We start from the raw sequence: 22,790 nt of genomic DNA, 5'->3' as shown, positions 1-22,790 counted from the left end.
ATGATATATACATACCTAAAATATTAACAAACGATAGTTATGGAGGTGTCCTTTTATGACACAAGATTTATTGTTCATTACAAAACCTACTGTAACGACCAAAGAGGCAGCTGACTTATTAGGAGTAACGGTACAAACAATTTTAAAAAAAGAAAAAGATGGATTAATAGAATGTGTATATAAAGATAACTGGAAGCAATTCGGTAGTAAGATTTTCTATTTAGAGGATATTGAACGTTTACAAAATGAAAATAAGGTTAAAGGCCTTAGCACAAAAGAAGTAGCTGAAATTCTTAATGTTGCACCATCTACTATCTTTACATACATCAAATCTGGAAAATTACCCGCCACAATGGAAGAAAAAAGAGGAAAACAAGTATATCTTATCGATGAGGAAGAACTAGAGATTTTTATGCTTGATTATGAAAAAACCAAAACAAAAGAGCGAAAAACATTCATTACGAAAATTCAAAATGAAGATATATACTTATATCAATTATTAACACATCAACATAACGGAAAAACAGCTAGGGTAATAGAGATCAATGGAGCAGACGGTAAGATTCTTACAGAAGACGAGGATATTTTCCCTCTATCCACTTATAAACAACATGATTACACCTTTGAACCATTCATTAAAAAAGCGGTAATTACAAAACGAGGGTATTTATCTTTTTCCTTTAAAAAACCTCAATTATTTAATTCCATTACTTATAATCTAATAAACTTATTTTATAAGGAGCTAGGTATCACAAATATGAGATTGAGTATTTCAGCAGATACTATCAAATTAGAAATTAAACCTTTCGTATTACAAGTAGATCCATTGCAGTTTCAAGAAGAGATTAAGTACTTACATTCTCATATGAAATCTGGCACGATTCTTCCACATGTAGAAGGTATTTACTTTAAAAGTAATGTAGAGCCATTAACTTTTCATGCAGATCATGAATTTAAGCAAAAAGTAGTTCAAATGGCAGCGGAAGCTGGTATGAGACAGGAAGAATTCTTATTGCAAGCTGTAAATATCTTATATAACAAATTTAAAAGACAATATGCAAAATTGCATGAAAATTCTTTTAAATAAAAAAAAGAATCCTAGTCAATTAAACTAGGATTCTTGCTTTTCTATTATTTCTCTTGTGTTTTTTCCCAATCAGCTAAGAATTTCTCAATTCCTTGATCTGTTAATGGGTGCTTCACTAATGAAGCAATTACGTTTGCTGGGATTGTTGCAATATGTGCACCGTTTAATGCTGCGTCAGTTACGTGAACACTGTGACGTACAGATGCTGCAATGATTTCTGTTTCGATGCCATGAATTGCAAAGATTTCTGCGATTTGACGAATTAAGTCCATACCGTTATGACCGATATCGTCTAAGCGACCTAAGAATGGTGAAACGTATGTTGCACCAGCACGAGCTGCAAGTAATGCTTGAACTGCTGAGAACACTAATGTAACGTTTGTACGAATTCCTAAATCAGAGAACGCTTTTACTGCTTTTAAACCTTCTGTTGTCATTGGAACTTTTACTACAACGTTTGGAGCAATCTTCGCTAGTTCTTTTCCTTCTTCAATCATCTTATCAGCTTCTAAGCTAATTACTTCTGCACTTACAGGTCCTTCTACAACGTTGCAAATTTCACGAATGCGTTCGTGGAAGTCTACGCCTTCTTTTGCTACAAGTGATGGATTTGTCGTTACTCCAGCTAATACACCTAATTCATTTGCCTCTTTAATTTCGTTAACGTTTGCTGTATCAATAAAGAATTTCATTTGTTGTTCTTCCTTCCTAATTTTCATTTTATATTTATTTATTTTTCTTAATAAGCTCTAATTCAATCGGAATAGATTTGTCCACTTTTTTACCTTGTGTTATCTCTTTTGCTGTTTGCATCGCCTTCTCCCCGATTAATTCCGGTTTTTGAGCAACTGTTGCAGCCATACGCCCATCGTTAACCGCTTTCACTGCATCGTCTGTTGCATCAAATCCAACAACGACTACATCTGTTTTTCCAGCAGACTTCAATGCTTCAAGTGCACCTAATGCCATCTCATCGTTATGCGCAAACACGGCTTTAATATCACCATTTGCTTGCAAAATGTTTTCCATAACAGATAATCCTTTCGCTCTATCAAAATCAGCCGCTTGTTTTGCAACTACTTTTAAAGACTTATCGGCTACGTTATGGAATCCTTTCCCACGTTCACGAGCAGCGGAAGATCCAGGGATTCCTTCTAACTCAGCAACGTTTGCTCCTTCGCCAACTAATTCCCGAATGTAATCACTAGCCATTTGACCACCTTCAATATTGTTAGAAGCAATGTGAGAAACAACCTTACCTGAATTCGCAACGCGGTCTACTGTAATAACAGGAACATTTGCTGCATTCGCCGCACTTACTGCTGAAGCAACAGCATCTGAATCGGTCGGATTAATAACAACTACATCGACACCCTTTTGAATTAAATCTTCAACATCGTTCGTTTGCTTTGCTGCATCATTTTGTGCATCAACAGCAATTAATTCGATGCCACTATCTTTCGCTTTCTTTTCTGCACCCTTTTTCAAAGTTACAAAAAAGGGATTATTTAAAGTTGAAACAGAGAATCCAACTTTAATAGTTTTATTTCGACCTTTATCGCTAGAATCCTTTGCCCATTCTGGCGGTTCCATTGAACAACCAGCAGTAATGACCATAATACATGCAACGAGTATAAGTAACCATTTCTTCATGAACTGTCCCTCCATTACGCTTCTTTTCTGCGATCAATTAATACAGCTAGTAAGATTACAAGTCCTTTTACAACTTGTTGGAAGAAAGAAGATACACCTAATAAATTTAAACCGTTATTTAATACACCGATAATAAGTACACCGATGAATGTACCAACAATCCATCCTCTTCCCCCAGAAAGACTTGTTCCACCTAATACAACTGCTGCAATTGCATCTAATTCATAAGAAGTACCTGCAGTCGGCTGTGCAGAATCTAATCGTGATGTTAAGACAATACCTGCAAGCGCTGCCAAAATTCCGGAAAGACCGTAAATCATTACTTTAATTCTCGTAACATTAATACCTGATAGTGCTGCTGCTTCTTCATTTCCACCAATTGCAAATGTACGGCGACCAAATGTCGTTTTCTTCAAAATGAAGTACAGTACTGCGAAAGCGATCATCATTGTAACAGCTGGTACCGGAATACCAAGAAAATAACCGCGGCCAAACATTTGGAACATTAAATGATCACCAAGACCAGTGATCGGACGTCCGTCCATATAAACAAGCGTCAACCCACGAAAAATAGTCATTGTTGCCAAAGTTGCAATAAATGGAGCTACTTTTCCTTTCGCAATGATGATACCGTTTACAATTCCCATTACAAGACCTGCTAATAATCCAACTGCCATTGCAAGGAACGGATCCATGCCACTTGCCATCATTCCAGCAACAAGTGCACTTGATAATGCTAAAATAGAACCTACCGATAAGTCAATACCCCCTGTTAAAATTACGAAGGTCATTCCGAATGCAATAAGCGCATTAATCGATACTTGACGCAGTATATTAAATAAATTTGGAATTTCAATAAACGCTGGATTTAAAGCTGTAATTACGACGATAATTAATACTAAACCGATTAAAGAACCGAGTTGTTGTAATACATTCCCCTTCTTAGTCATCCTTACTCTCCCCCTGTAGCTAGTGCCATAATAGACTCTTGTGATGCCTCATCTTTCCCTAAAATCCCGCCTACTTTTCCTTCATGAATAACAAGAACACGATCACTCATCCCTAAAACTTCTGGAAGCTCAGATGATACCATAATAACGGCATCTCCTTGCTCCGTAAGCTTATTCATAATAGAGTAAATTTCTTTTTTCGCTCCAACATCAACACCCCTTGTTGGTTCATCTAAAATGAGTAACTGCGGATGAATGCCTAGCCATTTTGCGATTACAACCTTTTGCTGATTTCCACCAGAAAGAGATTTCACTGCCTGCTCTCCGCTAGATGCTTTCACATTAAGAAGTTTCATCATATCCGCCGTAAACTGTTGTTCTAGCTCGTTGCTTAGAACACTTCCCTTTGAAAGACTTTCTAAATTTGGTAAAGCTAAATTTTCTCGAATTGAAAAATCTAACACTAATCCTTCAGACTTTCTATCTTCTGTAATGAAAGCAATTCTTTGTCTAATTGCATCTATTGGACTATCAATCTTTACTTCTTGTCCATTTATAAAAATTTGTCCAGAGTCTAAAGGTTCATAACCAAATATCGCTTTCATAATATCAGTGCGACCAGCCCCCATCAAACCAGCTATACCAAGGATTTCACCTTTCCTCACTTGAAACGAAACATTTTCAAATTTCCCTTTCTTCGTTCCGTTACGCATTTCAAAAATGACATCACCAATTTGACTATTTCGCTCTGGGTAACGTTCACCAATGCTGCGCCCCACCATCATACTCACTACTTCATCAAATGATGTTTCTGGAATTAATCTCTTTCCGACGAATTCTCCATCACGCAAAATCGTAATAGCATCACATATTGAGAAAATCTCTTCCATACGATGCGAAATGTACACGAATGAAACACCTTCTTTACGTAACTTATTGATTACTGTAAAGAGCGTTTCGATTTCACGATCCGTCAGTGCCGCAGTAGGTTCATCCATAATAATAACGCTCGCGTTTGTCATTAATGCTTTCGCAATTTCGATAATTTGCTGTTGTCCAACCGATAATTCTTCTGCTAACATAGCGCCTCTTACATGCAACCCTAACTCCGCTAGTTGCTGCTGCGCAATCGCGTTCATTTGTCGAGTGCGTAAAATACCTGTTTTCCCATACATTAACTCTTTGCCGAGAAACATATTTTCAGCTACTGTTAAATTCGGCAATATGTTTAGTTCTTGATGTATAAATGCGATGCCGTACTCTTCAGCTTCTTTCGCATTTTTAAAGGTGCGCTCTTGCCCATCAATCGTGATTGTCCCACCATCTTTTTTGTATACACCTGTTAAAATCTTCATGAGCGTTGATTTACCCGCTCCATTTTCCCCCATCAATGCATGGACTTCTCCTGTTTCAATCATAAACTGTGCATTCTTCAAAACAGGATTTCCATTGAACGCCTTTGAAATGTTTTTCATTTCAATATGCATTCCCATCACTTCCCTTTATTAAAAAATCACGCCTGCATGTAAAATTACATTTGCATAAGGCGTAGCCTCGCCTGTACGAATAATCGCCTTCGCTTTCTTTGTATGCTCTTTAAATTGCTCATGAGATACATACTCAAATGCTGGCTCTATTAATTTCTGCTCTATTTCTTTATTTACTTCCGCATTATTTATAATAACTTCTTCTGCTAACGTCACTTTTTCGATTGCCATATCATCAGCTACCACTTGCAATACATCTAAAAAGCTAGGTTTTCCAATTTCAACAGCTAAATCAATTCTTTTTACTCCGTCAGGAATTGGTAAACCGCAATCAGCAATTACAATCGTATCCGTATGCCCAAGTAAAGCAAGGATTGATGCAATCTCACTGTTTAATACGCCGTGTTTCTTCATCCAACAATCACCTGCACTTCACGTAATTTATCTCTCGTTGGCATGCCGCCTTGCGCCCCAAGTTTCGTTACAGAAAGACCACCGGCAATATTCGCGAAACGAATTGCTTTTTGAAGTGTCTCTCCTTCAGAAAGTGCAACTGCTAACGCACCATTAAATGTATCACCAGCTCCAGTTGTATCCACTACATCAACAGCAATGCTAGGAACATGTACAATCTCCGTGCCATTATGGAAACGAACACCGTTAGAACCTTCTGTCATCAATAATTTATTGGGATACTTCGCCAATAAATCTTCAATTGGTGATGTAAAATCATCTAATACGATGCGGCACTCATGTTCATTTGGCGTAATATAAGTCGCTTTTTCTAAAATTTCTTCTGATAAAACTTGTGCTGGCGCTGGATTCAACATAACAGGAATATTATGTTCCTCACAAATAGCCAATACATATTTTACTGTTTCAAGTGGAATTTCTAGTTGAAGAACAACCATATCCGCTTTTACAAGAAGGTCTTTGGAGCGATCTACAACTGACTTATTTACAAGAGCATTTGCCCCTTGTACGACAACAATACTGTTATCTTCTTCTGCTAAAACGATATGAGCAATTCCTGTCGTTCTATCTGTAACCGGTACCACATAATCGATAAAAATGCGTTCGTTCTCTAGATTTTTTCTAACTACTGTTCCATAATCATCATTTCCTACCGCTCCAACCATTGCTACATTTGCTCCTAATCTAGCTGCAGCAACTGCTTGGTTTGCTCCTTTCCCTCCTGGGATTGTATGAAACGCTTCACCATTTACTGTTTCTCCTGCTTTCGGCCGTTTTTTTGAAACAGCCACTAAATCCATTGAAATGCTTCCTACTACTGCAATATTTGGCATCTGTTTCATCTCCTTACTTTGTTGTATTTCGTTCTATAATTTCGATCGGCAAACGATAGTGTTTCTCTTCTAATGTATTTCCTTCCATTTGCTCTAACAACAACTCTGTTGCAATTTTCCCCATTTCATATATCGGTTGTGCAACTGTTGTAATAGATGGATACATCATTTCCGTTAAAGAAATTCCATCAAATCCGATAATTTGTAAATCATTTGGAATGACAATCCCCTTTTGAAGTGCAGCCTTTACAATACCAATCGCAATTAAATCATTCCCAGCAACAATACCATCAATATGCGGGTATTCTTCTAATAATTCCATCGCTACACGCTCACTATTTGCTGGATCAAACGTACTCTCTGCAATCATATACGAAAGATTATTTTGCGTAATAACGTCTACAAAACCTTCAAAACGTTCATTTGCAGTACTCACATCACGTGGACCGCGAATATGTGCAATATGTTTACATCCTTTATCTAGTAACAACTTTGTCGCAGCCTGACTTCCTGCATAGTTATCTGCATATACAGTAGGAATACGCTCATTAAACATACGGTCAATCGCAACAATTGGAATAGATAAATTCATGTAATTAACACTATTTTGTGGATTCGTTGCTACAATAAATCCATCTACATTATTTTGTCTAAGCACATCAATATATTGTTTCTCTTTTTCTAAACTTTCATCAGAGTTACAAAGGACAACTGTGTAACCTTGTTTATGTGCTACATCTTCTACGGCACGTGCAACTTCCGGAAAGAATGGATTCACGATATTTGGAACAACTAAGCCAATTAAACGAGACTTTTTATTATACAGTGAACGCGCTACTGTACTAGGCTTATAATCTAACATCTCAATTGCACGTTCTACCTTTTTTAATGTATCTTCGTGAACATATCCATTTTTATTTAGAACTCTGGAAACGGTCGCAACAGATACTCCCGCTAATTTCGCAACGTCTTTGATCGTACTCATTCTCTTTTCTCCTCATTTCATGTAACCGTTTACAGAAAATAATATAACGTATTTCTAAAAATACGTCAATCATTTCTCACTAAAAAGCTTTTAAGGTTATACTCAAAAAAGCACCGCCATAAGGCGATGCTTCTTCATTACGAGTATGATACAGTTTTTTCTTTTTCTTCTACAGCAGGCTCTTTAGCATCTTTTTTACGATCTGACAATTTAATTTTTTGTAAGAAAATCGTAAAGATGGCACCTACTACGATAAATACTAATCCTGTTAAGAATACAGTATGAAGCGAGTCTACTAAAGAGTTTTTCAAAATAGGTACAATACTGTTAGCGAACGCTTCTGGCATTTGTTTTAATGCCTCTGGGCTAAATAGCATTGAATATAAACCTTGTGGATCTGTGTGAATCATATCTTTAAATTTCGTTACCATTTGTCCCGCTTCTTTCGGGAATGTATCTAATACAGGTACTAAATTCTTTGTTAATGTCGCACCTGAAGTGTTATTCATAATTGATCCTAAAATTGTAATACCAAATGTACCACCGATTTGTCGGAAGAACTGACTTGATGATGTTACAACACCAAGGTCTTTTTTCGGGAAGCTTTCTTGTAACGCTAATGTTAATGTCGGCATTACAAGACCCATTCCTAAACCGATAACCATCATATAAGAAGTAGCTGTAAGCTTCGTTGTGTGCATATCCATCGTTGTTAATAACCAGAAACCACCGGCCATAATAAGCATACCTGCGATAATTTGTGGTTTTACACCAACTTTTAATACAAGTTGCCCACCGATAATACTCATCACAATCATTGTAATCATCATTGGAGTCATAATTGTTCCTGATTCAGCAGCACTTACTCCTACAATACCTTGCATGAAGAATGGTACGAACATAATCGCGCCGAACATTCCAATACTCATAAAGAATCCAATCGCATTCAGTATTGTAAATGTGCGATTTTTAAAGAAATGCATTGGTAAAATTGGCTCTTCAGCTTTCGTTTCAACGATAACAAAGCTAACGATACCAATTACAGCTAGTGCAAATAAACCGATAATTTGCCAAGAATCCCATGCATAATCTTTTCCGCCAAACGTTAGCGCAAGTAATAAACTTACAACACCGAGAATCATCGTAAAGATTCCAGCGATATCGATTTTAATTGGTCCTGTTTGTTTATGCGATTTTAATCCCATTGCAATAAAGATTGTCGCTAAAATACCAACCGGTAAGTTAATGTAGAATACCCATCTCCAGTTCACTGCATCTACAATCCAACCACCAACTTGTGGTCCAATTACAGAAGCAAGACCGTATAACGCACCAAAAATACCTTGCCATTTCGCACGTTCTTTTCCCGTGAACATATCTCCAATAATAATCATAGCCATTGGCATCATAATACCGCCACCAAGACCTTGAATACCACGGAAAATAATTAATTCTGTCATACCATTTGCCATACCACATAACGCCGAACCAATCATGAAAATAACTAGCCCTGTTATATATACGTTACGACGACCAAGTAAATCCGCTAATTTACCTGCAATTGGTACAACTGTCGTTGATGTTAACATATAAGCTGTCGTTAACCATGTCATTAAACTTAATCCGCCTAGGTCACCGACGATACGTGGCATTGCTGTACCAACAATTGTTCCATCTAATGCAGCAAATAGCATCGCGATTACTAAACCGATTAACAACAACTTTCTATTTTGATTTTCTTGTTGCTCCATGTAATCTCCTCAATTCCTCTTAGTTATTCTCTTTTTTCTCTTGTGTCCCGCAAATAATGGTTTCTAACTTCTCAAAGAGACGTAATAAATCTTCTCTTTCTTGCAACTCTAAATGTGAAAAGTATTTTGCAATATGCTCGTTACGAGCTGTCATTGCCTCTTCTACTCTAGCTTTCCCCTTTTTCGTTAACTCGATGATGACAACGCGACGGTCATCTTTGTCGTGATAGCGTTCTACAAGTTCTTGATCGATTAGACGATCAATCATCACTGTAATCGCGCTAGGCTTCACATACATCTTTTTCGCTAATGTTGTCGCTCTTGAAGCCCCATAATGATCTAAAATCTTTAAAATATAAAACTGCGGTGGTGTAAGTCCTGTCGCTTGCATTTGTTCTAATAACTCCGTCTGCATTTTCTTTCCAATCGAAAAGGCAAGAGCTTGAATTTTATCGATATGCGTCATATCATTTGGCATGTTATCCACCTCTTATTTAAACAATAAAATATTTAATGTATTTAAATATTAATCCCACGAACAAAATCCGTCAATACTTTTATTCATAAAAACGTTTACATTTTTGTCACAAAGTTGTATAATTTTCGACGAAGTTAATATTGACAGTCACGGAGAAACGGAGTACACGGCTATGAATCATAAAAAAGGAAACTTTTTTATATTTCATGGCCTTTTTATGTTCTCTGTCTTAAAACGCTTCGAATTAATTAGGGGAGGATTTTCATTTTATGTTTTTCACACAATTATTTAAACCTGCGCCCCACGCGGAACGCTTACCAGCTGATCGCGTTGATAGCGAATACCGTAAATTACGTTTACAAGTATTCTTAGGTATCTTCATCGGTTATGCAGGTTACTACTTTGTTCGAAAAAACTTTTCACTAGCAATGCCATACTTAATCGAGCAAGGCTTTAGTAAAGGGGAACTTGGGGTTATCCTTTCAGCAGTTTCTATCGCTTACGGATTAAGTAAATTTCTTATGGGTATCGTATCCGATCGTTGTAATCCTCGCTACTTTTTAGCAGCTGGGCTATTTTTATCAGGTATCATTAATATTATTTTCGGCTCATTTTCTTTCATTACAACGAGCATTATACTTATGTTTGTACTTCAGTTTTTAAATGGATGGGTACAAGGTATGGGATGGCCTCCTTGTGGTCGTACGATGGTTCACTGGTTCTCTATTAGCGAACGTGGTACAAAAATGTCTATTTGGAACGTCGCTCATAATGTTGGCGGAGCGCTTATGCCTTCACTTGTAACATTAGGCTTATACTTCTTCGCAGATGACTGGAAAAGTATTTTTTACTTCCCAGGTATTCTTTCAATTTTAGTTGGTATTTATGTATTAATTACGATGAAAGATACGCCTCAATCTTGTGGACTACCTTCTATTGAAGAACATACTGGAGAATATCCACCAGATGAAAAAGTAAAAGACCGCGAACGCGAGCTTTCAGTAAAGGAAATTTTATTTAAATACGTATTAAACAATAAGTTTTTATGGTACATCGCTATTGCGAACGTTTTCGTATATTTCGTACGTTACGGCGTTGTAGACTGGGCTCCTACTTATTTAGTAGAAGAAAAAAGCTTTACTCATAGTAGCTCACGTACTGCTTACGCTCTATATGAATGGGCTGGTATTCCAGGTACACTTCTTTGCGGATGGATGAGTGATAAACTATTTAAAGGACGTCGTGCACCTGCTGGTATTCTATTTATGGTCGGTGTATTTATCGCAGTTCTTGTTTACTGGTTAAACCCTCCTGGTAATCCAATGGTTGATAGTATCGCACTTGTCGCAATTGGATTTTTAATTTACGGACCGGTTATGTTAATTGGTCTACACGCTCTAGACTTAGCACCAAAGAAAGCTGCTGGAACTGCAGCAGGCTTAACTGGATTCTTCGGTTACTTAGGCGGAGCTGCTTTCGCTAGTGCAGCTATGGGCTTTATCGTAGATGCATTCGGATGGGATGGCGGATTCATCTTATTACTTGCATCTTGCGTACTTGCAATGTTCTTCCTTGCTCTTACTTTAAATACAGGGTCAGTAAAACAAAAGCAAGCTTAAATAACATATAACAAGCATAAAAATAGCTCTTAGCATTTACATACATGCTAAGAGCTATTTTTTATTTTCATTGCTGTTCCTACTAATGATAACAACCAATTCCTTCCCTACTATAAAATTAAAAGATTTGATGAAACACCTTTATTAAAACAGCTAACGTAACAGATGCAGCAAATCCCCCTAGACAAATTAAGCTTACCCCTTGACTATATGACAAATTTTGAAATGATTTCATTACTTCCATCCTCCCTATCTCCCCTTTGATACTTTTATTTTACCAATGGGAAAAATCTCATAACATCGATTTCTCTAACAACTAACTTACAAATTTGTAAGTTAACATCTTTTCAACTTATATATCTAGTATTTCCACAAATAAGAGTCATTTATACATAAAAAAAGACCTCAGTTATACTAAGGTCTTCGTTACATTCTATTTCATTTTATAATCATCACCGGACATTTCACTCGTTTTGCTATTTTATGACTTACACTTCCAAGCACCATTTCTTGCAGTGTATTGAGCCCTCTACTTCCAGCAATGACAAGATCTATATCTCCTGTATTTACATATTGAACAATTGTATCTCCAGGATCACCATGTAATATCGTAATTGTATAAGAAATGTTCTCTTTCTTTAATAAACCTTCAATCTCTTTTAATTTATCTTTTCGACTAGCCGATATTGTTTCTAAATCTGTTTGACCTTGTATAATATCTGATTTTGCCGTTCTATTATCTACTACGTACACAACTTCAACATTTGTTTCTTCGCTACATTTCGCAATATAGGTTGCATGCTCCGCTGCTCGAAGTGCATGTTCAGAACCGTCACATGCTAATATAATTTGTTTGTACATATGCTGAATCCCCTTTTCGTTATCCTATTCGTATTATATAATAAAGCCCCCTAAAAAGGAGGCTTTTAACTAGCAATTCTTTTATTATAAGTAGCTAAATTTGCAACAAGTTTTGAACTACGTTCATTTAATCCTGTTATACTTACTTTCACACCACTTTGTTCATACTTCATGATAACTTTATCAATTGATGCCACTGCTGAATCATCCCATACGTGCGCATGAGTAAAATTCATTTCAATTTCTTTTACATCTTCTTTAAATGAAAAATTATTTATGAAATCGGCTGTAGATACAAAGAAAAGTTGACCGTGAATTTCGTATATTTTCTTATTTTCAATATATAAATGTTTCACGTGAATCTTTTCCATATTGAATGCAAATAACACCGCACTAATTACTGTTCCGATAATTACACCTAATGCTAAATTATGTGTAATTAGGACAATCACAACTGTTACGATCATAACAAATGCGTTTCCTTTTGGTACTTTATGAATTGTTGTTACAGAGTTCCAATCAAACGTTCCGATTGAAACCATGATCTTTAACAAGCGTTACCATTAATAATGCCATTGCACCTGTTGCAACTGAAATCATCCCAGTTCTTCCGCCAACAAATGAAATGGTAACTGCAATACAAAAGGCTGCGTATAGTCCAACTGTTGGATCCACGCCTGCAATAACAGAGAAGGCTATCGCTTCAGGGATTAATGCTAAAGCAACGACAATTCCTGATAACACGTCCCCTCTCACATTAGAAAACCAATCATTTTTTATCGTTTGAAACAAAATACCACTCCTCTACTCCTTTATCATTTGATTTTCTCCATAAGAAAATCTAGCCGACTGCACGAAGGCTATTATATAACGAGTAGAAGATTTTTTACTATGTAAAAGTTTCCTAAAGAAAAAGACGCTATATCAGTAGCGTCTTTGCTCATTTCATTAATGTCCACCGTGTCCTTGACCACTTTCCTGAACAATTTCTAACCTCTCATCTAGTATTCCTTGTGTTTCAAATGAAATATCACTCGTACTTCCTAATAAGAAACCGTGATTATATGGTCCAAGTGTTGGATCATCTTTAAACTTCGGCTGAATAGTAGCAAGGAAGTCATACACTGGTTGTGAAGCTTTACCTTCTTCTAATAATACAACAGGTGCATGTTTACCCATATGTGAAAAAGGTGCCCCAGCAACTGCTAAATCTGGTGTTTTACTTGAAACAAATGATAAACCGTGACCAGGTTTTGTGAATCCCCAGCCAAATTTTGTTTTTTCATCTTTAAATTTAGCGAACGCAATCGAGTTTTCTGTAGGGGTCTCTCCACTAATACGCGTTACTTTCCCGTATTTGCTTAGCTCTTTTTCTACTTCTTTTGAAACAATTTTTTCTGGCCCTAATACATATATATTTGCTTTATCTTTTCTCATTTTTAATGCCTCTATTGTCGCTTCTGGCACTTTATTCTTTTCTGTATAGAGTAGTGGTTCCGGCATATGAGAAATCCAATTTACAGCGGGGGTTGTATATAAACGTCCTTCTTCTGCAGACGAACCGATAATAACACTATTTGGGTAGCTTCCTGTTATATCGGCATACTCCTTATCAACATCCTTCGCAAATATAGCTGGGTCCGTTTCTTTTATTTGTTTTACTTTATAACCTTTTAATTGTTCAAGCGCGCTAGTACCTACATCTCCCATCACCATAATTTGTGTTCCATCTTTCGTTCCGATTGGATTTAATCGTTTTATTTCTTTTAACGTCATTTCCGGTATCTTTTCTTTTTCTATAAATAAAATCGGCCCGTTATTCGGATGATGAATAAGATCTGCACTCGCAATACCTAATTGCCACTCGCTTACTGGTACTAAAATAACAGCACCTGGCTGGTTCTCCTTATGAGTTGCTGGCCATATCGTTTGCGAAGTTAATACTGCCATTTTTAGGGGGGCATTTGTATTTAACCTCGTCACATTTTTTAGACTTGTCGTTAATAAATCATTAGATGCACCTTCGTTCATTTCTTTTGGCGCCGTTACCTCCTGATTCATTTTCATTTCCTTTTGCTCTGTTTTCTTCTCTTTTGTAGATTCATGGTTTTTATGGTCTGTATTCGTTTGTCCGCATGCAGCAAGACCAACTGCTGTAATTATTGTTATCCCAAAAATTCGGGTCATTTTTTTCACTATACCGCCTCCGTATTAATCATTTTTGAGCCAATATGATTACCTAAAATGTAATTTCAACTCCACAATAACAAGCAATTCTGAAGAAATTATGCAGACGCATCATAATCTGCACCATTTCTTCATGATTTTGCATTACACTTTAAGTAACGATTATAAATATGGAGGGCTCTCTATGATTGATATACTGCTTGTAGACGATGAACCGAGAATGCTTGAATTATTAACGCTTTATCTTACACCAATTGGATATAACTGCGTATGTGCGACTTCAGGAGAAGAAGCTATTTTACATATAGAAAATCGAAACTTTAAATTTGTTTTACTCGATATTATGATGCCAAAGATGGACGGATGGGAAACGTGCAAAAAAATCCGATCTTTTAGTAACATTCCTATTATTATGGTTACAGCTCGTGATCAAACAGTAGATGTCGTTCAAGGATTAAAAATTGGAGCCGATGATTACGTAACGAAACCTTTCCATGAAGAAGAACTTTTCGCAAGAATTGAAGCCGTTTTAAGACGTACAAATGAACATAAACAAATCCAATATCACGGTATTGTATGGGATGAAACAAAACACTTCGTTTCTGTCCATAATGAAGAACTCCTTCTCACACCAATTGAATTTTCTTTACTCGGATTATTTTTACGCCATGTGAACTACGTATTAAACCGTGATCAGCTCATCGAACGAATTTGGGGGTTAAACACAAATACAGAAGATCGCACAGTCGATTCACATATTCGTAATTTACGTGATAAATTGCGAAAAGCAAATTTCCCTATTGATCATCATTTAAAAACCGTGTATGGAGTAGGTTATCGATGGATTGATACTGAACAGTAAGGGGCAAAACGATGAAACGAATTTCAATTCAATTCGGATTTTATTTTTTAATTGTTACACTTTTAATTGAAAGTGTTCTCTTTATTTTGCTCTATTATAGTCTTGTAAACACTAGAGTAAATGAAGAAATGACAGCTTTATTAAAGCGAGGAAATAGTCATCGAGATGTACTTGAAAAATATTACGATGAGCAAACCATCTCTCACGTAGCATTAATGGAATCTGAAGCTGAAACAACTGTCGTTATTACAAATGCAAATAAAGAAATACTAGCTAAATCTAACGAAATAAACACGACTATAAACGATCATATTAGTAAAATGCAAACTCGAACAGACCATAACGGAGCGATTATAGAAAATCATTGGAAAACATCTAATTATATATGTACAGTTAGCCCCATTGTAGTAGATGGAAAACATGAAGGCTATGTGTACATGTTTCTTGGAACAGAATCAATTGAAGAGCTGGTTAATGGGTTAACGAAACAATTCATTATTGCCGGTATCATCACATTTCTACTAACAGTCATCACCATTTTTCTATTATCTCGATTATTAACAAAACCATTGTTACACATGAAACATGCCACTGAAAAAATGAGTAAAGGTGATTTGTCCGTTTCATTAACAACTACTCGAAATGATGAAATTGGTGAACTAGCATCATCTATCCAGACGCTCGCAAATGATCTACATTATATGAAAACAGAGCGAAGTGAATTTCTAGCAAGTGTTGCTCACGAATTACGAACACCGTTAACATACGTAAGAGGTTATGCAGACATTGCATTAAAAGAAAGCACCTCTCCTGAGCAACGTTTACGATATTTATCTATTATAAAAGATGAGTCTGATTACATTACAAACTTAGTTCAAGATTTATTTTCACTTGCACAAATGGAACAACATAACTTTTCTATTCAAGTAAAGGAAGTGCATTTACACACCTTCTTTACTCGCATAGCTGAAAAAGTAAACGCCATGTATAAAGAAAGATATATTAAGGTTTCTTTCTCTTGTCCTCCTACACTGCTAGTAAACTTAGATGAACAGCGGTTTGAACAAGTTATAGTAAACATTTTAAATAACGCTTATAGACATTCAAAAGAACATTCTCATATAAACATTTCTATTACAGAAGAACATAAACGTATCTCCATTACAATTGAAGATGAAGGCGAAGGTATTCCACCTGAAGACCTCCCTCACATTTTTGACCGCTTTTACCGTGTCGATAAAGCAAGAACACGATCTACAGGCGGAACTGGTTTAGGGCTATCTATCGTAAAAGAAATTGTAGAACTACACGACGGAAATATTACTGTAACGAGCGAAGTCGATTACGGGTCTTGCTTTATCATTTCATTGCCATCTATAAAGAAACACGACTACCATCAGTAGTCGTGTTTCTTTATCATTTTACTTTATAATATAAATTTACAAATTGCCCAAAACGTTTCGTATCCGTTAAAGTTAAATTAATTTCCGGATTCTTATCTTGAAATAACGGAACTCCAGAACCTAATATGTGAGGGGTAATCGTGACAACATATTCATCAATTAAATTATTCTTAAAGAATTCTCTCAGTAGATTCCCTCCACCGACCATCCATATTTTAGATCCTTCTTGCGATTTTAACCTTTTTGTAAACTCTACTACATCTTCATTTACAAACTCCACGTTTCCGTTTGAACCTTTTTCCGAATTAGAAAAAACATAACATTTTTTATCTAAGTACGGGAATGTTTCTGTATGCTCTACTACATAATTGTACGTTCTTTTTCCCATAATTATTGTATCAATCGTTTCGTACATTTCTGTATAACCGTTATCTCCCTCTCCTTCCGTTTCCATTAACCACTGTAAATCATCATTTTCTTTCGCAATATATCCATCTAAGCTCGCCGCAATAAATAAAACTATTTCACGTGACATATCTTTTCCTCCTTGCATCTCATCTTGATAACATATGATGTAAACAATATACTAACAATAAAACACGACAATTTATGTCATGTTTAAAAAGAAAAAAGGTGATACATTTGTCAAAAGCTAAACGCTTATTAGATATTCTTATATTTGCTTCTGCGAAAAAGGCATTTACTGCTCAAGAAATAGCCGATGAATTTAATATTTCCGTTCGTACTGTCCATAGATACATTTTAGATTTAAGTGATATGGGATTACCCATTTACGCTGAACAAGGTCGCAACGGAGGATATAAAGTATTAACGAATAGAGTAATTCCGCCTATTTTATTTACCGAAGAAGAAGCAGTTTCCATCTTTTTTGCCTTTCAATCTTTAAGCTACTACAGAGACTTACCTTTTAACACAGAAATAAATTCCGTTACACATAAACTATATAGCTCCCTACAACATGATGCGAAAGCGAAAGTTGACAAAATACGTTCTTATATCGCCTTTTGGAATCCGAAGAGAACAATTGATACACCACTTTTAAACGAAGTGTTAACAGCGGCTATTGAAAATAAAAATTTACACTTTCAATACGAATCTAAAACGGGGATAAAAACAAAACATGTTCATCCTATCGGTGTATATGCTCATGACGGGCTATGGTACTTACCGTCCTATGACTATGACAGGAAAAAAGTATTACTGTATCGCATCGATCGTATTCTTTCTATATTATCAACGAAAGAAAATGAGGATACATTCATGAATTTAGAAGAGTGGTTTTCCTCTAACTCTAACGTAGTACACATCCCTACTCAGTTACATGTTTTACTGACACCAGAAGGCGTACGCCAATGTAAAAGCGTCCCTTATCTTGAGGAATTCGTTATAGTAAACGAGGATGGGACAGGATATATAAATTCAACAATTGATAAAGGAGAAATCAATTTTATTACCCCTTTATTTTATAGACTCGGAAAAGATGCAAAAGTTTTAGAACCGACAGAATTGATAGATGGTTTACGTATGCGTGCGAAAGAAGTTTTACATATGTATGAAGACGAAAAAAGCTGCTAAATATAAGCAGCTTCTTTGTCCTGTTGTTCCTATTGTTTTATTATTGACGAATATCAAACCACCAACGATTTTTCGAATTCATATTTTCAGTGTCACCAATCCCTCTGTAATTGAAAGCATCCAAAAAGATTGAATCTAATTTATCTTCATCTACAAAATAACCTAAATTAACTTTTACCGTTTCTCCTGGTGTGATACTGCCAATATTGTAAAAGCTTTTTCCATCTCCATGAGGCTCTAAATAATCAACTTCGCCTGTCATAATATTTTTTTCTGCGATTCCATCTTTCCCAGCATACTGCCATGCATTTCCTTTATCTTCAAGAACTTTTATAGATGGAGTCATATAGATTTCTTCTGTCGCCTGTTTACCTATATTTTTCACTTTTGTTGTCAGGTAGACAAATTTAGGATGAATTAATTTTGATTCTACTAATTGATCAATTGAATCTTTACCATTTCCAATTTTATATTTATCTCTTCTATATGGTATCAATTGTCCAGCTTGATCCAAAGCTTGATTCCTGCTTAGTATTCCTAAGCCCATTTCATTAAAGTTCTCTTGTTTAAAATCTTTGATTGAATCAAAGGCTTCAACTTTTTCTATCACATATTCAATTTGACTGTTATCCATAGATATCGTTACTGGAGCCTTTTGCCCTATATGAAATAGTCGTTTGCTATCCTTCTTCAAAGGAATTACCTTAGTTGTTTTACTTTCTTGGCTAAAATACTTTTTATCATAATCGCTTATATATGATGACTTTTCTTTTGACGTGGGCTCAAGTGAAATGCTCCCTAGCACATCTATCATTTGTTCTTCGTTTATATCATTTCCAATATAACTTTGTAACATAATTCCTTCTTCCTCAAAATAGAGAAAAATTACTCTATTAAACATTAAATCTTTATTACCATTTTCTCTATGGACAATTACTGCCTTCTTACCATTTATCTCTTTTTCTTCATAATTTTTCGAGTACAGAGTTGGAAAATCTGAATTCCCTCCTACTCTCCAAAGAACGAATGAAAATCCACCCATTGCGTAGTTATCTTTAAAGGAATATTTCATAGCAGAGTCATCAATTGCTTCCATATTTTCTGGTAATTTATCGATTTTCAGCTTATACCACTTATCAGCCTTTTTCGAGTCCTTATTTGTTACTGAAATATTTACTTCATAATTTTGTTTTTGAACGATCATATTATAGACTTTTACTGCTCCAAAAACGGTTGTCGGCATGCCGATTAATAAGCAAGCAGCAGCGATTAACATACGATGTCTTTTACGCTTTTTCAGCGGTTGTCCATCTTGCAGCTTCATTTCCTCCATAAACAATTTCTTTTTGCGCGTATATGTATGTGAAAATTCATGTTGTTCTTCAAGTTTATCAAAATCATCTAAAGCAATTTTTTCAGCAAGTTCATATATTTCTTTGGAGTTCTTTGAATTCGTCATGTTGTATACCTCCTATCATATTTTGGACTCGTTTTCGAGCGCGTTCAAACTTCTTGCGGACATTTGCCTCCGTTATTCCCATGACACTTGAAATTTCTTGATACGTTAAGTTATAGAAGACTTTGTACTTAAACACCTGTCTATTAGACTCATTTAACTCTTTTAACAATGCATCAATTTGAACCTCGGACATTACACGTTTTTCCCACTCTTCAATATTTTCATCTACTGCTTCTGTTGATTCTCTTTCATATTCTTCTAAAAATGTTTCATGTCGTTTGTTTTTCCGGTAACTATCAATCGCCTTGTTTTTCGCGACCCTCAAAATGTAGCGTTTAAGCTCTTGAGTAGCCAAGCTATGGAGCTTTTCCAAGTTCTTATAAAGAGTAATAAACGTCTCTTGAACCGCATCTTCAGCCTGTTGAATATTATTTAAAATAGAATACGCTACATAATAAATCTTTTGTTCATACAACTCATATAGCTCTTCCATCTTTTCATAATCGTTGTTTGTAACTTTCATATAATTCCTCCTCTCACTCTATATAACGAATAAGCGCTATACTTTGTGACACTGCAAAATCTTTTTATGTATAAAATTTAATAATAGAATAAACAAAAGCCCAATTTCTCTATTTTAACTGAGAAATTGGGCTTTTTAATATTAGAATTTTCCTGACCGCTACGCCTTTTCAGTAAGCAGCATATGCTCTATCGCTTCTTTTAACAAATTCTTTGTCTCTTCCAAGTTATGATTCTTCTTTTCTCCCGGTTGTACCATATAAAACTCAGCAAACGAACGCTCTTTATATCTTGGTACGACATGCATATGATAATGTGTTAACTCGTTAAATACTCCACCATTTTGACAAACTGTAACTCCGTCAGGTTTATATACTATCTTAATCGCTTTTGCAATAAGCTTAGAAGCATCCATAACGGATTTTGCTACAACATCATTTAATTCATCTACTTCTACAACATGTTGCTTTGGCACAATTAAAGTATGTCCTGGGTAGAAAGGCGCATGATCTAAAAAGCAAGTTACATAATCATCTTCATATATTTTATATATAATTTCCTCTCCGCCTGCTAATTTACACCCTAAACATTCCATCATATTTCCCCCTTTATTAAAAACATAAAAACGTGAGAGCCGTATTCTCACGTTTTTATGTTTCATTTTATTAGTTCAATTGTTTCCGTAACCTTTATACTATCTTTTACAGATTGAACAATCGTACAATTTTTCACTGCAAGTTGCAGCGCCTTGTCCAGCTGCTCTTCTGTAATATTTTGCGCTTTAATTTTATAGTGCAAATGAACACTTTCAACTGGCTTCGATAACGCTTCACTTCTACCAATTTCAGTTTCGATTGTAAACGTATCGTATGGAATACGTTTCTTTTCTAAAATCGTTCGAAAGACAATTGCACTACACCCTGCGATAGAAGAAACGAGTAATTGTAACGGTGAATAACCGTTTTCTTTTCCAATCGCTAATTGACCATACGATAAATCTGCTTCTATATCATCGTGTTTGATTGTTAGTTTCATTTGTTTTTTCCATCTCCACTTTCATCGGTTTCTGCCGTTTCTTACTAATATAATAATATATATAGCAGAAAATGATAAATGGAATACCACAGTATAACGCCATTCTTTGTTCTGGAATAAACGCTAAACTAATAACAACGATACTATTTGTAATTAAAGCTAAAATTGGAACGATTGGGTATAGTGGTGTTCTATACTTTAAGTCCTCTAACTTTCCTCCGCCTTTTATATACTGACTTCTAAAGCGAAGTTGCGATAAAGCAATAATGATCCAACTTGAAACAGCTGATAAACCAGCTATAGATAATAAGTACATGTATACTGTATCTTCTGCAAGGAAGCTTGTTAATAAAGATAAAGCAGCTACAGCAATTGTTACAACTAACGCTGTAATTGGAATACCACGTTTATTTACTTTTTGGAAAGACTTTGGTGCCATTCCTTCATTTGCAAGTGACCATAGTATACGAGTTGCCGCATATAATCCTGAATTCGCTACAGATAGTAACGCTGTAATAATAACGAAATTCATAATATCAGCTGCATACGGAATACCGATTTTATCAAATACGACTACGAATGGACTTTCAATTACGCCAGCTTCTTTCCAAGAAATTAACCCTACTAAAATCGTCATTGTTAAAATGAAGAATAACATAATGCGCCATACTGTATTACGGATCGCGCGTGGAATTGTTTTTTCTGGATTTTCACTTTCTCCCGCTGCAATCCCGATTAACTCTGTTCCTTGGAACGAGAAGTTAACTGTAATCATCGTAAGTAATACGGCAGCTAGTCCATTCGGGAATAATCCACCATCGCTTACAAAGTTAGAGAAAAGAGGTGCTGCTTCTTTTCCGTCATATGATATAAACCCTAATAATGCACTACCACCAAGAACAACAAAGGCAAGAATGGTAACTACTTTAATACTAGAAAACCAAAATTCTAATTCAGCATAACTTTTTGCCGAAATTGCGTTTGAAGCATATAAAATAACACCGAATACAAGGCACCATACCCAAACATCAACATTTGGAAACCATCTTTTCATCATTAAACCTATTGACGTTAATTCTAGACCCACTGTTACTGCCCAGCCAAGCCAGTATAACCAGCCAATCATAAAGCCCGTTCCTGGTCCAATAAACTTCGTTGCATACTTTTGGAAAGATCCTGAAACCGGCATCGCTACCGTTAACTCTCCAAGACAAAGCATTGTTAAATACATAATAAATCCGCCTACTAAATATGAAAGGATGGCTCCCCCTGGTCCAGCCTGATTAATGGTGTAACCTGAACCTAAGAAGAAACCAGTTCCGATTACACCACCAAGTGCGATCATAAATAAATGTCTACTCTTCATCGTACGATGTAATTTCTCATTCGTTGGTTGCTGCATCTAAATCCTCCCCCTACCAATACCCCTATATCTTGTTAAAATTTTCTGATAATAAAAATATACACGAAAGCGATTACATTTTCTATATAAAATTAAAACTTTTCTGATAAAATAATATAAAAATCGAATTATTGCAAGATTTAGAT

22 protein-coding genes and 2 pseudogenes are annotated in these 22,790 nt (G+C 35.7%); 5 read left to right on the top strand and 19 right to left on the bottom strand.

The annotated features are described in order from the left end of the window. Nucleotides 1-55 precede the first annotated feature (55 nt). A pseudogene (locus ABWK52_RS11215) lies at nt 56-1,115 on the top strand (helix-turn-helix domain-containing protein). A gap of 16 nt (nt 1,116-1,131) precedes the next feature. Here the strand turns inward: ABWK52_RS11215 and fsa are convergent. The 9 genes from fsa to ABWK52_RS11170 form a co-directional block, all read right to left on the bottom strand. After that, a complete protein-coding gene (fsa, locus tag ABWK52_RS11210) occupies nt 1,132-1,779 on the bottom strand; it encodes a fructose-6-phosphate aldolase (protein ID WP_000667698.1) in 648 nt (215 codons plus the stop codon). 34 nt (nt 1,780-1,813) lie between these two features. Further along, nucleotides 1,814-2,740: a ribose ABC transporter substrate-binding protein RbsB gene (gene rbsB / locus ABWK52_RS11205; RefSeq protein ID WP_000758974.1), complete on the bottom strand. Its 927-nt coding sequence runs from the start codon at nt 2,738-2,740 to the stop codon at nt 1,814-1,816. A gap of 14 nt (nt 2,741-2,754) precedes the next feature. Then, nucleotides 2,755-3,690: an ABC transporter permease subunit gene (locus ABWK52_RS11200; RefSeq protein WP_000162129.1), complete on the bottom strand. Its 936-nt coding sequence runs from the start codon at nt 3,688-3,690 to the stop codon at nt 2,755-2,757. A gap of 2 nt (nt 3,691-3,692) precedes the next feature. Next, entirely contained in the window at nt 3,693-5,177 is a 1,485-nt protein-coding gene (gene rbsA, locus ABWK52_RS11195) for a ribose ABC transporter ATP-binding protein RbsA (protein ID WP_098507941.1), read from the bottom strand. Between the two features lie 18 nt (nt 5,178-5,195). Next, nucleotides 5,196-5,591, bottom strand: a complete 396-nt coding sequence (gene rbsD / locus ABWK52_RS11190) for a D-ribose pyranase (protein WP_000716154.1) — start codon at nt 5,589-5,591, stop codon at nt 5,196-5,198. Next, nucleotides 5,588-6,484 carry a ribokinase gene (gene rbsK, locus ABWK52_RS11185; protein ID WP_098541040.1) on the bottom strand — a complete coding sequence of 299 codons (897 nt, stop codon included), beginning with the start codon at nt 6,482-6,484 and terminating at the stop codon, nt 5,588-5,590. The genes rbsD and rbsK overlap by 4 nt, the downstream gene beginning before the upstream one ends. A gap of 13 nt (nt 6,485-6,497) precedes the next feature. Further along, complete coding sequence (gene rbsR, locus ABWK52_RS11180) at nt 6,498-7,469, bottom strand: ribose operon transcriptional repressor RbsR (protein ID WP_000104034.1); 972 nt, start codon at nt 7,467-7,469, stop codon at nt 6,498-6,500. 137 nt (nt 7,470-7,606) lie between these two features. Next, nucleotides 7,607-9,220, bottom strand: a complete 1,614-nt coding sequence (locus tag ABWK52_RS11175) for an MDR family MFS transporter (RefSeq protein ID WP_000437645.1) — start codon at nt 9,218-9,220, stop codon at nt 7,607-7,609. Between the two features lie 19 nt (nt 9,221-9,239). After that, a complete protein-coding gene (locus ABWK52_RS11170; protein ID WP_001132365.1) occupies nt 9,240-9,698 on the bottom strand; it encodes a MarR family winged helix-turn-helix transcriptional regulator in 459 nt (152 codons plus the stop codon). A gap of 269 nt (nt 9,699-9,967) precedes the next feature. On the opposite strand from ABWK52_RS11170, the gene glpT reads away from it, so the two are divergent. Then, nucleotides 9,968-11,317 carry a glycerol-3-phosphate transporter gene (gene glpT, locus ABWK52_RS11165; RefSeq protein WP_000466384.1) on the top strand — a complete coding sequence of 450 codons (1,350 nt, stop codon included), beginning with the start codon at nt 9,968-9,970 and terminating at the stop codon, nt 11,315-11,317. A 118-nt stretch (nt 11,318-11,435) separates the two neighbouring features. Here the strand turns inward: glpT and ABWK52_RS11160 are convergent, their stop codons facing one another. From ABWK52_RS11160 to ABWK52_RS11145, 4 genes and pseudogenes are all read right to left on the bottom strand, one after another. Next, nucleotides 11,436-11,552, bottom strand: coding sequence for a DUF4027 family protein (locus tag ABWK52_RS11160; RefSeq protein WP_000834733.1), 117 nt, complete (start codon nt 11,550-11,552; stop codon nt 11,436-11,438). Between the two features lie 203 nt (nt 11,553-11,755). Beyond that, entirely contained in the window at nt 11,756-12,178 is a 423-nt protein-coding gene (locus tag ABWK52_RS11155) for a universal stress protein (RefSeq protein ID WP_000277998.1), read from the bottom strand. A 65-nt stretch (nt 12,179-12,243) separates the two neighbouring features. Then, a pseudogene (locus ABWK52_RS11150) lies at nt 12,244-12,970 on the bottom strand (SulP family inorganic anion transporter). A 156-nt stretch (nt 12,971-13,126) separates the two neighbouring features. Next, nucleotides 13,127-14,374 carry an ArsR family transcriptional regulator gene (locus ABWK52_RS11145; protein WP_098541038.1) on the bottom strand — a complete coding sequence of 416 codons (1,248 nt, stop codon included), beginning with the start codon at nt 14,372-14,374 and terminating at the stop codon, nt 13,127-13,129. A gap of 175 nt (nt 14,375-14,549) precedes the next feature. Here ABWK52_RS11145 and ABWK52_RS11140 point away from each other — a divergent pair, with 175 nt between their 5' ends. Both ABWK52_RS11140 and ABWK52_RS11135 read left to right on the top strand, forming a co-directional pair. Then, complete coding sequence (locus ABWK52_RS11140) at nt 14,550-15,227, top strand: response regulator transcription factor (RefSeq protein ID WP_000565475.1); 678 nt, start codon at nt 14,550-14,552, stop codon at nt 15,225-15,227. An 11-nt stretch (nt 15,228-15,238) separates the two neighbouring features. Next, nucleotides 15,239-16,630 (top strand): sensor histidine kinase, encoded by a 1,392-nt coding sequence (locus tag ABWK52_RS11135; protein ID WP_000822522.1) that lies wholly within the window; start codon nt 15,239-15,241, stop codon nt 16,628-16,630. Nucleotides 16,631-16,643: 13 nt separating this feature from the next. Here the strand turns inward: ABWK52_RS11135 and ABWK52_RS11130 are convergent, their stop codons facing one another. After that, entirely contained in the window at nt 16,644-17,165 is a 522-nt protein-coding gene (locus tag ABWK52_RS11130) for a dihydrofolate reductase family protein (protein ID WP_000085800.1), read from the bottom strand. 74 nt (nt 17,166-17,239) lie between these two features. On the opposite strand from ABWK52_RS11130, the gene ABWK52_RS11125 reads away from it, so the two are divergent. Next, nucleotides 17,240-18,226, top strand: coding sequence for a helix-turn-helix transcriptional regulator (locus tag ABWK52_RS11125; protein WP_114160370.1), 987 nt, complete (start codon nt 17,240-17,242; stop codon nt 18,224-18,226). Between the two features lie 40 nt (nt 18,227-18,266). Here the strand turns inward: ABWK52_RS11125 and ABWK52_RS11120 are convergent, their stop codons facing one another. The 5 genes from ABWK52_RS11120 to ABWK52_RS11100 form a co-directional block, all read right to left on the bottom strand. Further along, nucleotides 18,267-19,685: a DUF4367 domain-containing protein gene (locus ABWK52_RS11120; protein ID WP_098507937.1), complete on the bottom strand. Its 1,419-nt coding sequence runs from the start codon at nt 19,683-19,685 to the stop codon at nt 18,267-18,269. Continuing rightward, complete coding sequence (locus tag ABWK52_RS11115) at nt 19,651-20,208, bottom strand: RNA polymerase sigma factor (RefSeq protein WP_088068492.1); 558 nt, start codon at nt 20,206-20,208, stop codon at nt 19,651-19,653. The genes ABWK52_RS11120 and ABWK52_RS11115 overlap by 35 nt, the downstream gene beginning before the upstream one ends. A gap of 159 nt (nt 20,209-20,367) precedes the next feature. Further along, on the bottom strand, nt 20,368-20,802 hold the full coding sequence (locus ABWK52_RS11110) for an HIT family protein (RefSeq protein WP_000388960.1): 435 nt from the start codon (nt 20,800-20,802) through the stop codon (nt 20,368-20,370). A gap of 62 nt (nt 20,803-20,864) precedes the next feature. Next, nucleotides 20,865-21,242, bottom strand: coding sequence for an OsmC family protein (locus ABWK52_RS11105; protein ID WP_000778834.1), 378 nt, complete (start codon nt 21,240-21,242; stop codon nt 20,865-20,867). After that, complete coding sequence (locus ABWK52_RS11100; protein ID WP_001187113.1) at nt 21,217-22,644, bottom strand: amino acid permease; 1,428 nt, start codon at nt 22,642-22,644, stop codon at nt 21,217-21,219. The genes ABWK52_RS11105 and ABWK52_RS11100 overlap by 26 nt, the downstream gene beginning before the upstream one ends. Nucleotides 22,645-22,790 lie beyond the last annotated feature (146 nt).

It is taken from the genome of Bacillus sp. AP50 (assembly GCF_040492675.1).
In the GTDB taxonomy this organism is placed as follows: Bacteria; Bacillota; Bacilli; order Bacillales; family Bacillaceae_G; genus Bacillus_A; species Bacillus_A cereus.
The sequence above is the reverse complement of the archived record's forward strand: the minus strand, read 5'-3'. Positions and strand labels throughout refer to the sequence as shown.

Bases quoted from the DNA above. Each gene is read 5' to 3' on its own strand.
- rbsB (WP_000758974.1), bottom strand. From the start codon at position 2,740: ATGAAGAAATGGTTACTTATACTCGTTGCATGTATTATGGTCATTACT.
- ABWK52_RS11100 (WP_001187113.1), bottom strand. From the start codon at position 22,644: ATGCAGCAACCAACGAATGAGAAATTACATCGTACGATGAAGAGTAGA.
- ABWK52_RS11155 (WP_000277998.1), bottom strand. From the start codon at position 12,178: ATGTACAAACAAATTATATTAGCATGTGACGGTTCTGAACATGCACTT.
- rbsR (WP_000104034.1), bottom strand. From the start codon at position 7,469: ATGAGTACGATCAAAGACGTTGCGAAATTAGCGGGAGTATCTGTTGCG.
- rbsK (WP_098541040.1), bottom strand. From the start codon at position 6,484: ATGCCAAATATTGCAGTAGTAGGAAGCATTTCAATGGATTTAGTGGCT.
- ABWK52_RS11125 (WP_114160370.1), top strand. From the start codon at position 17,240: ATGTCATGTTTAAAAAGAAAAAAGGTGATACATTTGTCAAAAGCTAAA.
- ABWK52_RS11120 (WP_098507937.1), bottom strand. From the start codon at position 19,685: ATGACGAATTCAAAGAACTCCAAAGAAATATATGAACTTGCTGAAAAA.
- rbsA (WP_098507941.1), bottom strand. From the start codon at position 5,177: ATGCATATTGAAATGAAAAACATTTCAAAGGCGTTCAATGGAAATCCT.
- ABWK52_RS11130 (WP_000085800.1), bottom strand. From the start codon at position 17,165: ATGTCACGTGAAATAGTTTTATTTATTGCGGCGAGCTTAGATGGATAT.
- rbsD (WP_000716154.1), bottom strand. From the start codon at position 5,591: ATGAAGAAACACGGCGTATTAAACAGTGAGATTGCATCAATCCTTGCT.
- glpT (WP_000466384.1), top strand. From the start codon at position 9,968: ATGTTTTTCACACAATTATTTAAACCTGCGCCCCACGCGGAACGCTTA.
- ABWK52_RS11110 (WP_000388960.1), bottom strand. From the start codon at position 20,802: ATGGAATGTTTAGGGTGTAAATTAGCAGGCGGAGAGGAAATTATATAT.
- fsa (WP_000667698.1), bottom strand. From the start codon at position 1,779: ATGAAATTCTTTATTGATACAGCAAACGTTAACGAAATTAAAGAGGCA.
- ABWK52_RS11170 (WP_001132365.1), bottom strand. From the start codon at position 9,698: ATGCCAAATGATATGACGCATATCGATAAAATTCAAGCTCTTGCCTTT.
- ABWK52_RS11175 (WP_000437645.1), bottom strand. From the start codon at position 9,220: ATGGAGCAACAAGAAAATCAAAATAGAAAGTTGTTGTTAATCGGTTTA.
- ABWK52_RS11115 (WP_088068492.1), bottom strand. From the start codon at position 20,208: ATGAAAGTTACAAACAACGATTATGAAAAGATGGAAGAGCTATATGAG.
- ABWK52_RS11105 (WP_000778834.1), bottom strand. From the start codon at position 21,242: ATGAAACTAACAATCAAACACGATGATATAGAAGCAGATTTATCGTAT.
- ABWK52_RS11160 (WP_000834733.1), bottom strand. From the start codon at position 11,552: ATGAAATCATTTCAAAATTTGTCATATAGTCAAGGGGTAAGCTTAATT.
- ABWK52_RS11140 (WP_000565475.1), top strand. From the start codon at position 14,550: ATGATTGATATACTGCTTGTAGACGATGAACCGAGAATGCTTGAATTA.
- ABWK52_RS11135 (WP_000822522.1), top strand. From the start codon at position 15,239: ATGAAACGAATTTCAATTCAATTCGGATTTTATTTTTTAATTGTTACA.
- ABWK52_RS11200 (WP_000162129.1), bottom strand. From the start codon at position 3,690: ATGACTAAGAAGGGGAATGTATTACAACAACTCGGTTCTTTAATCGGT.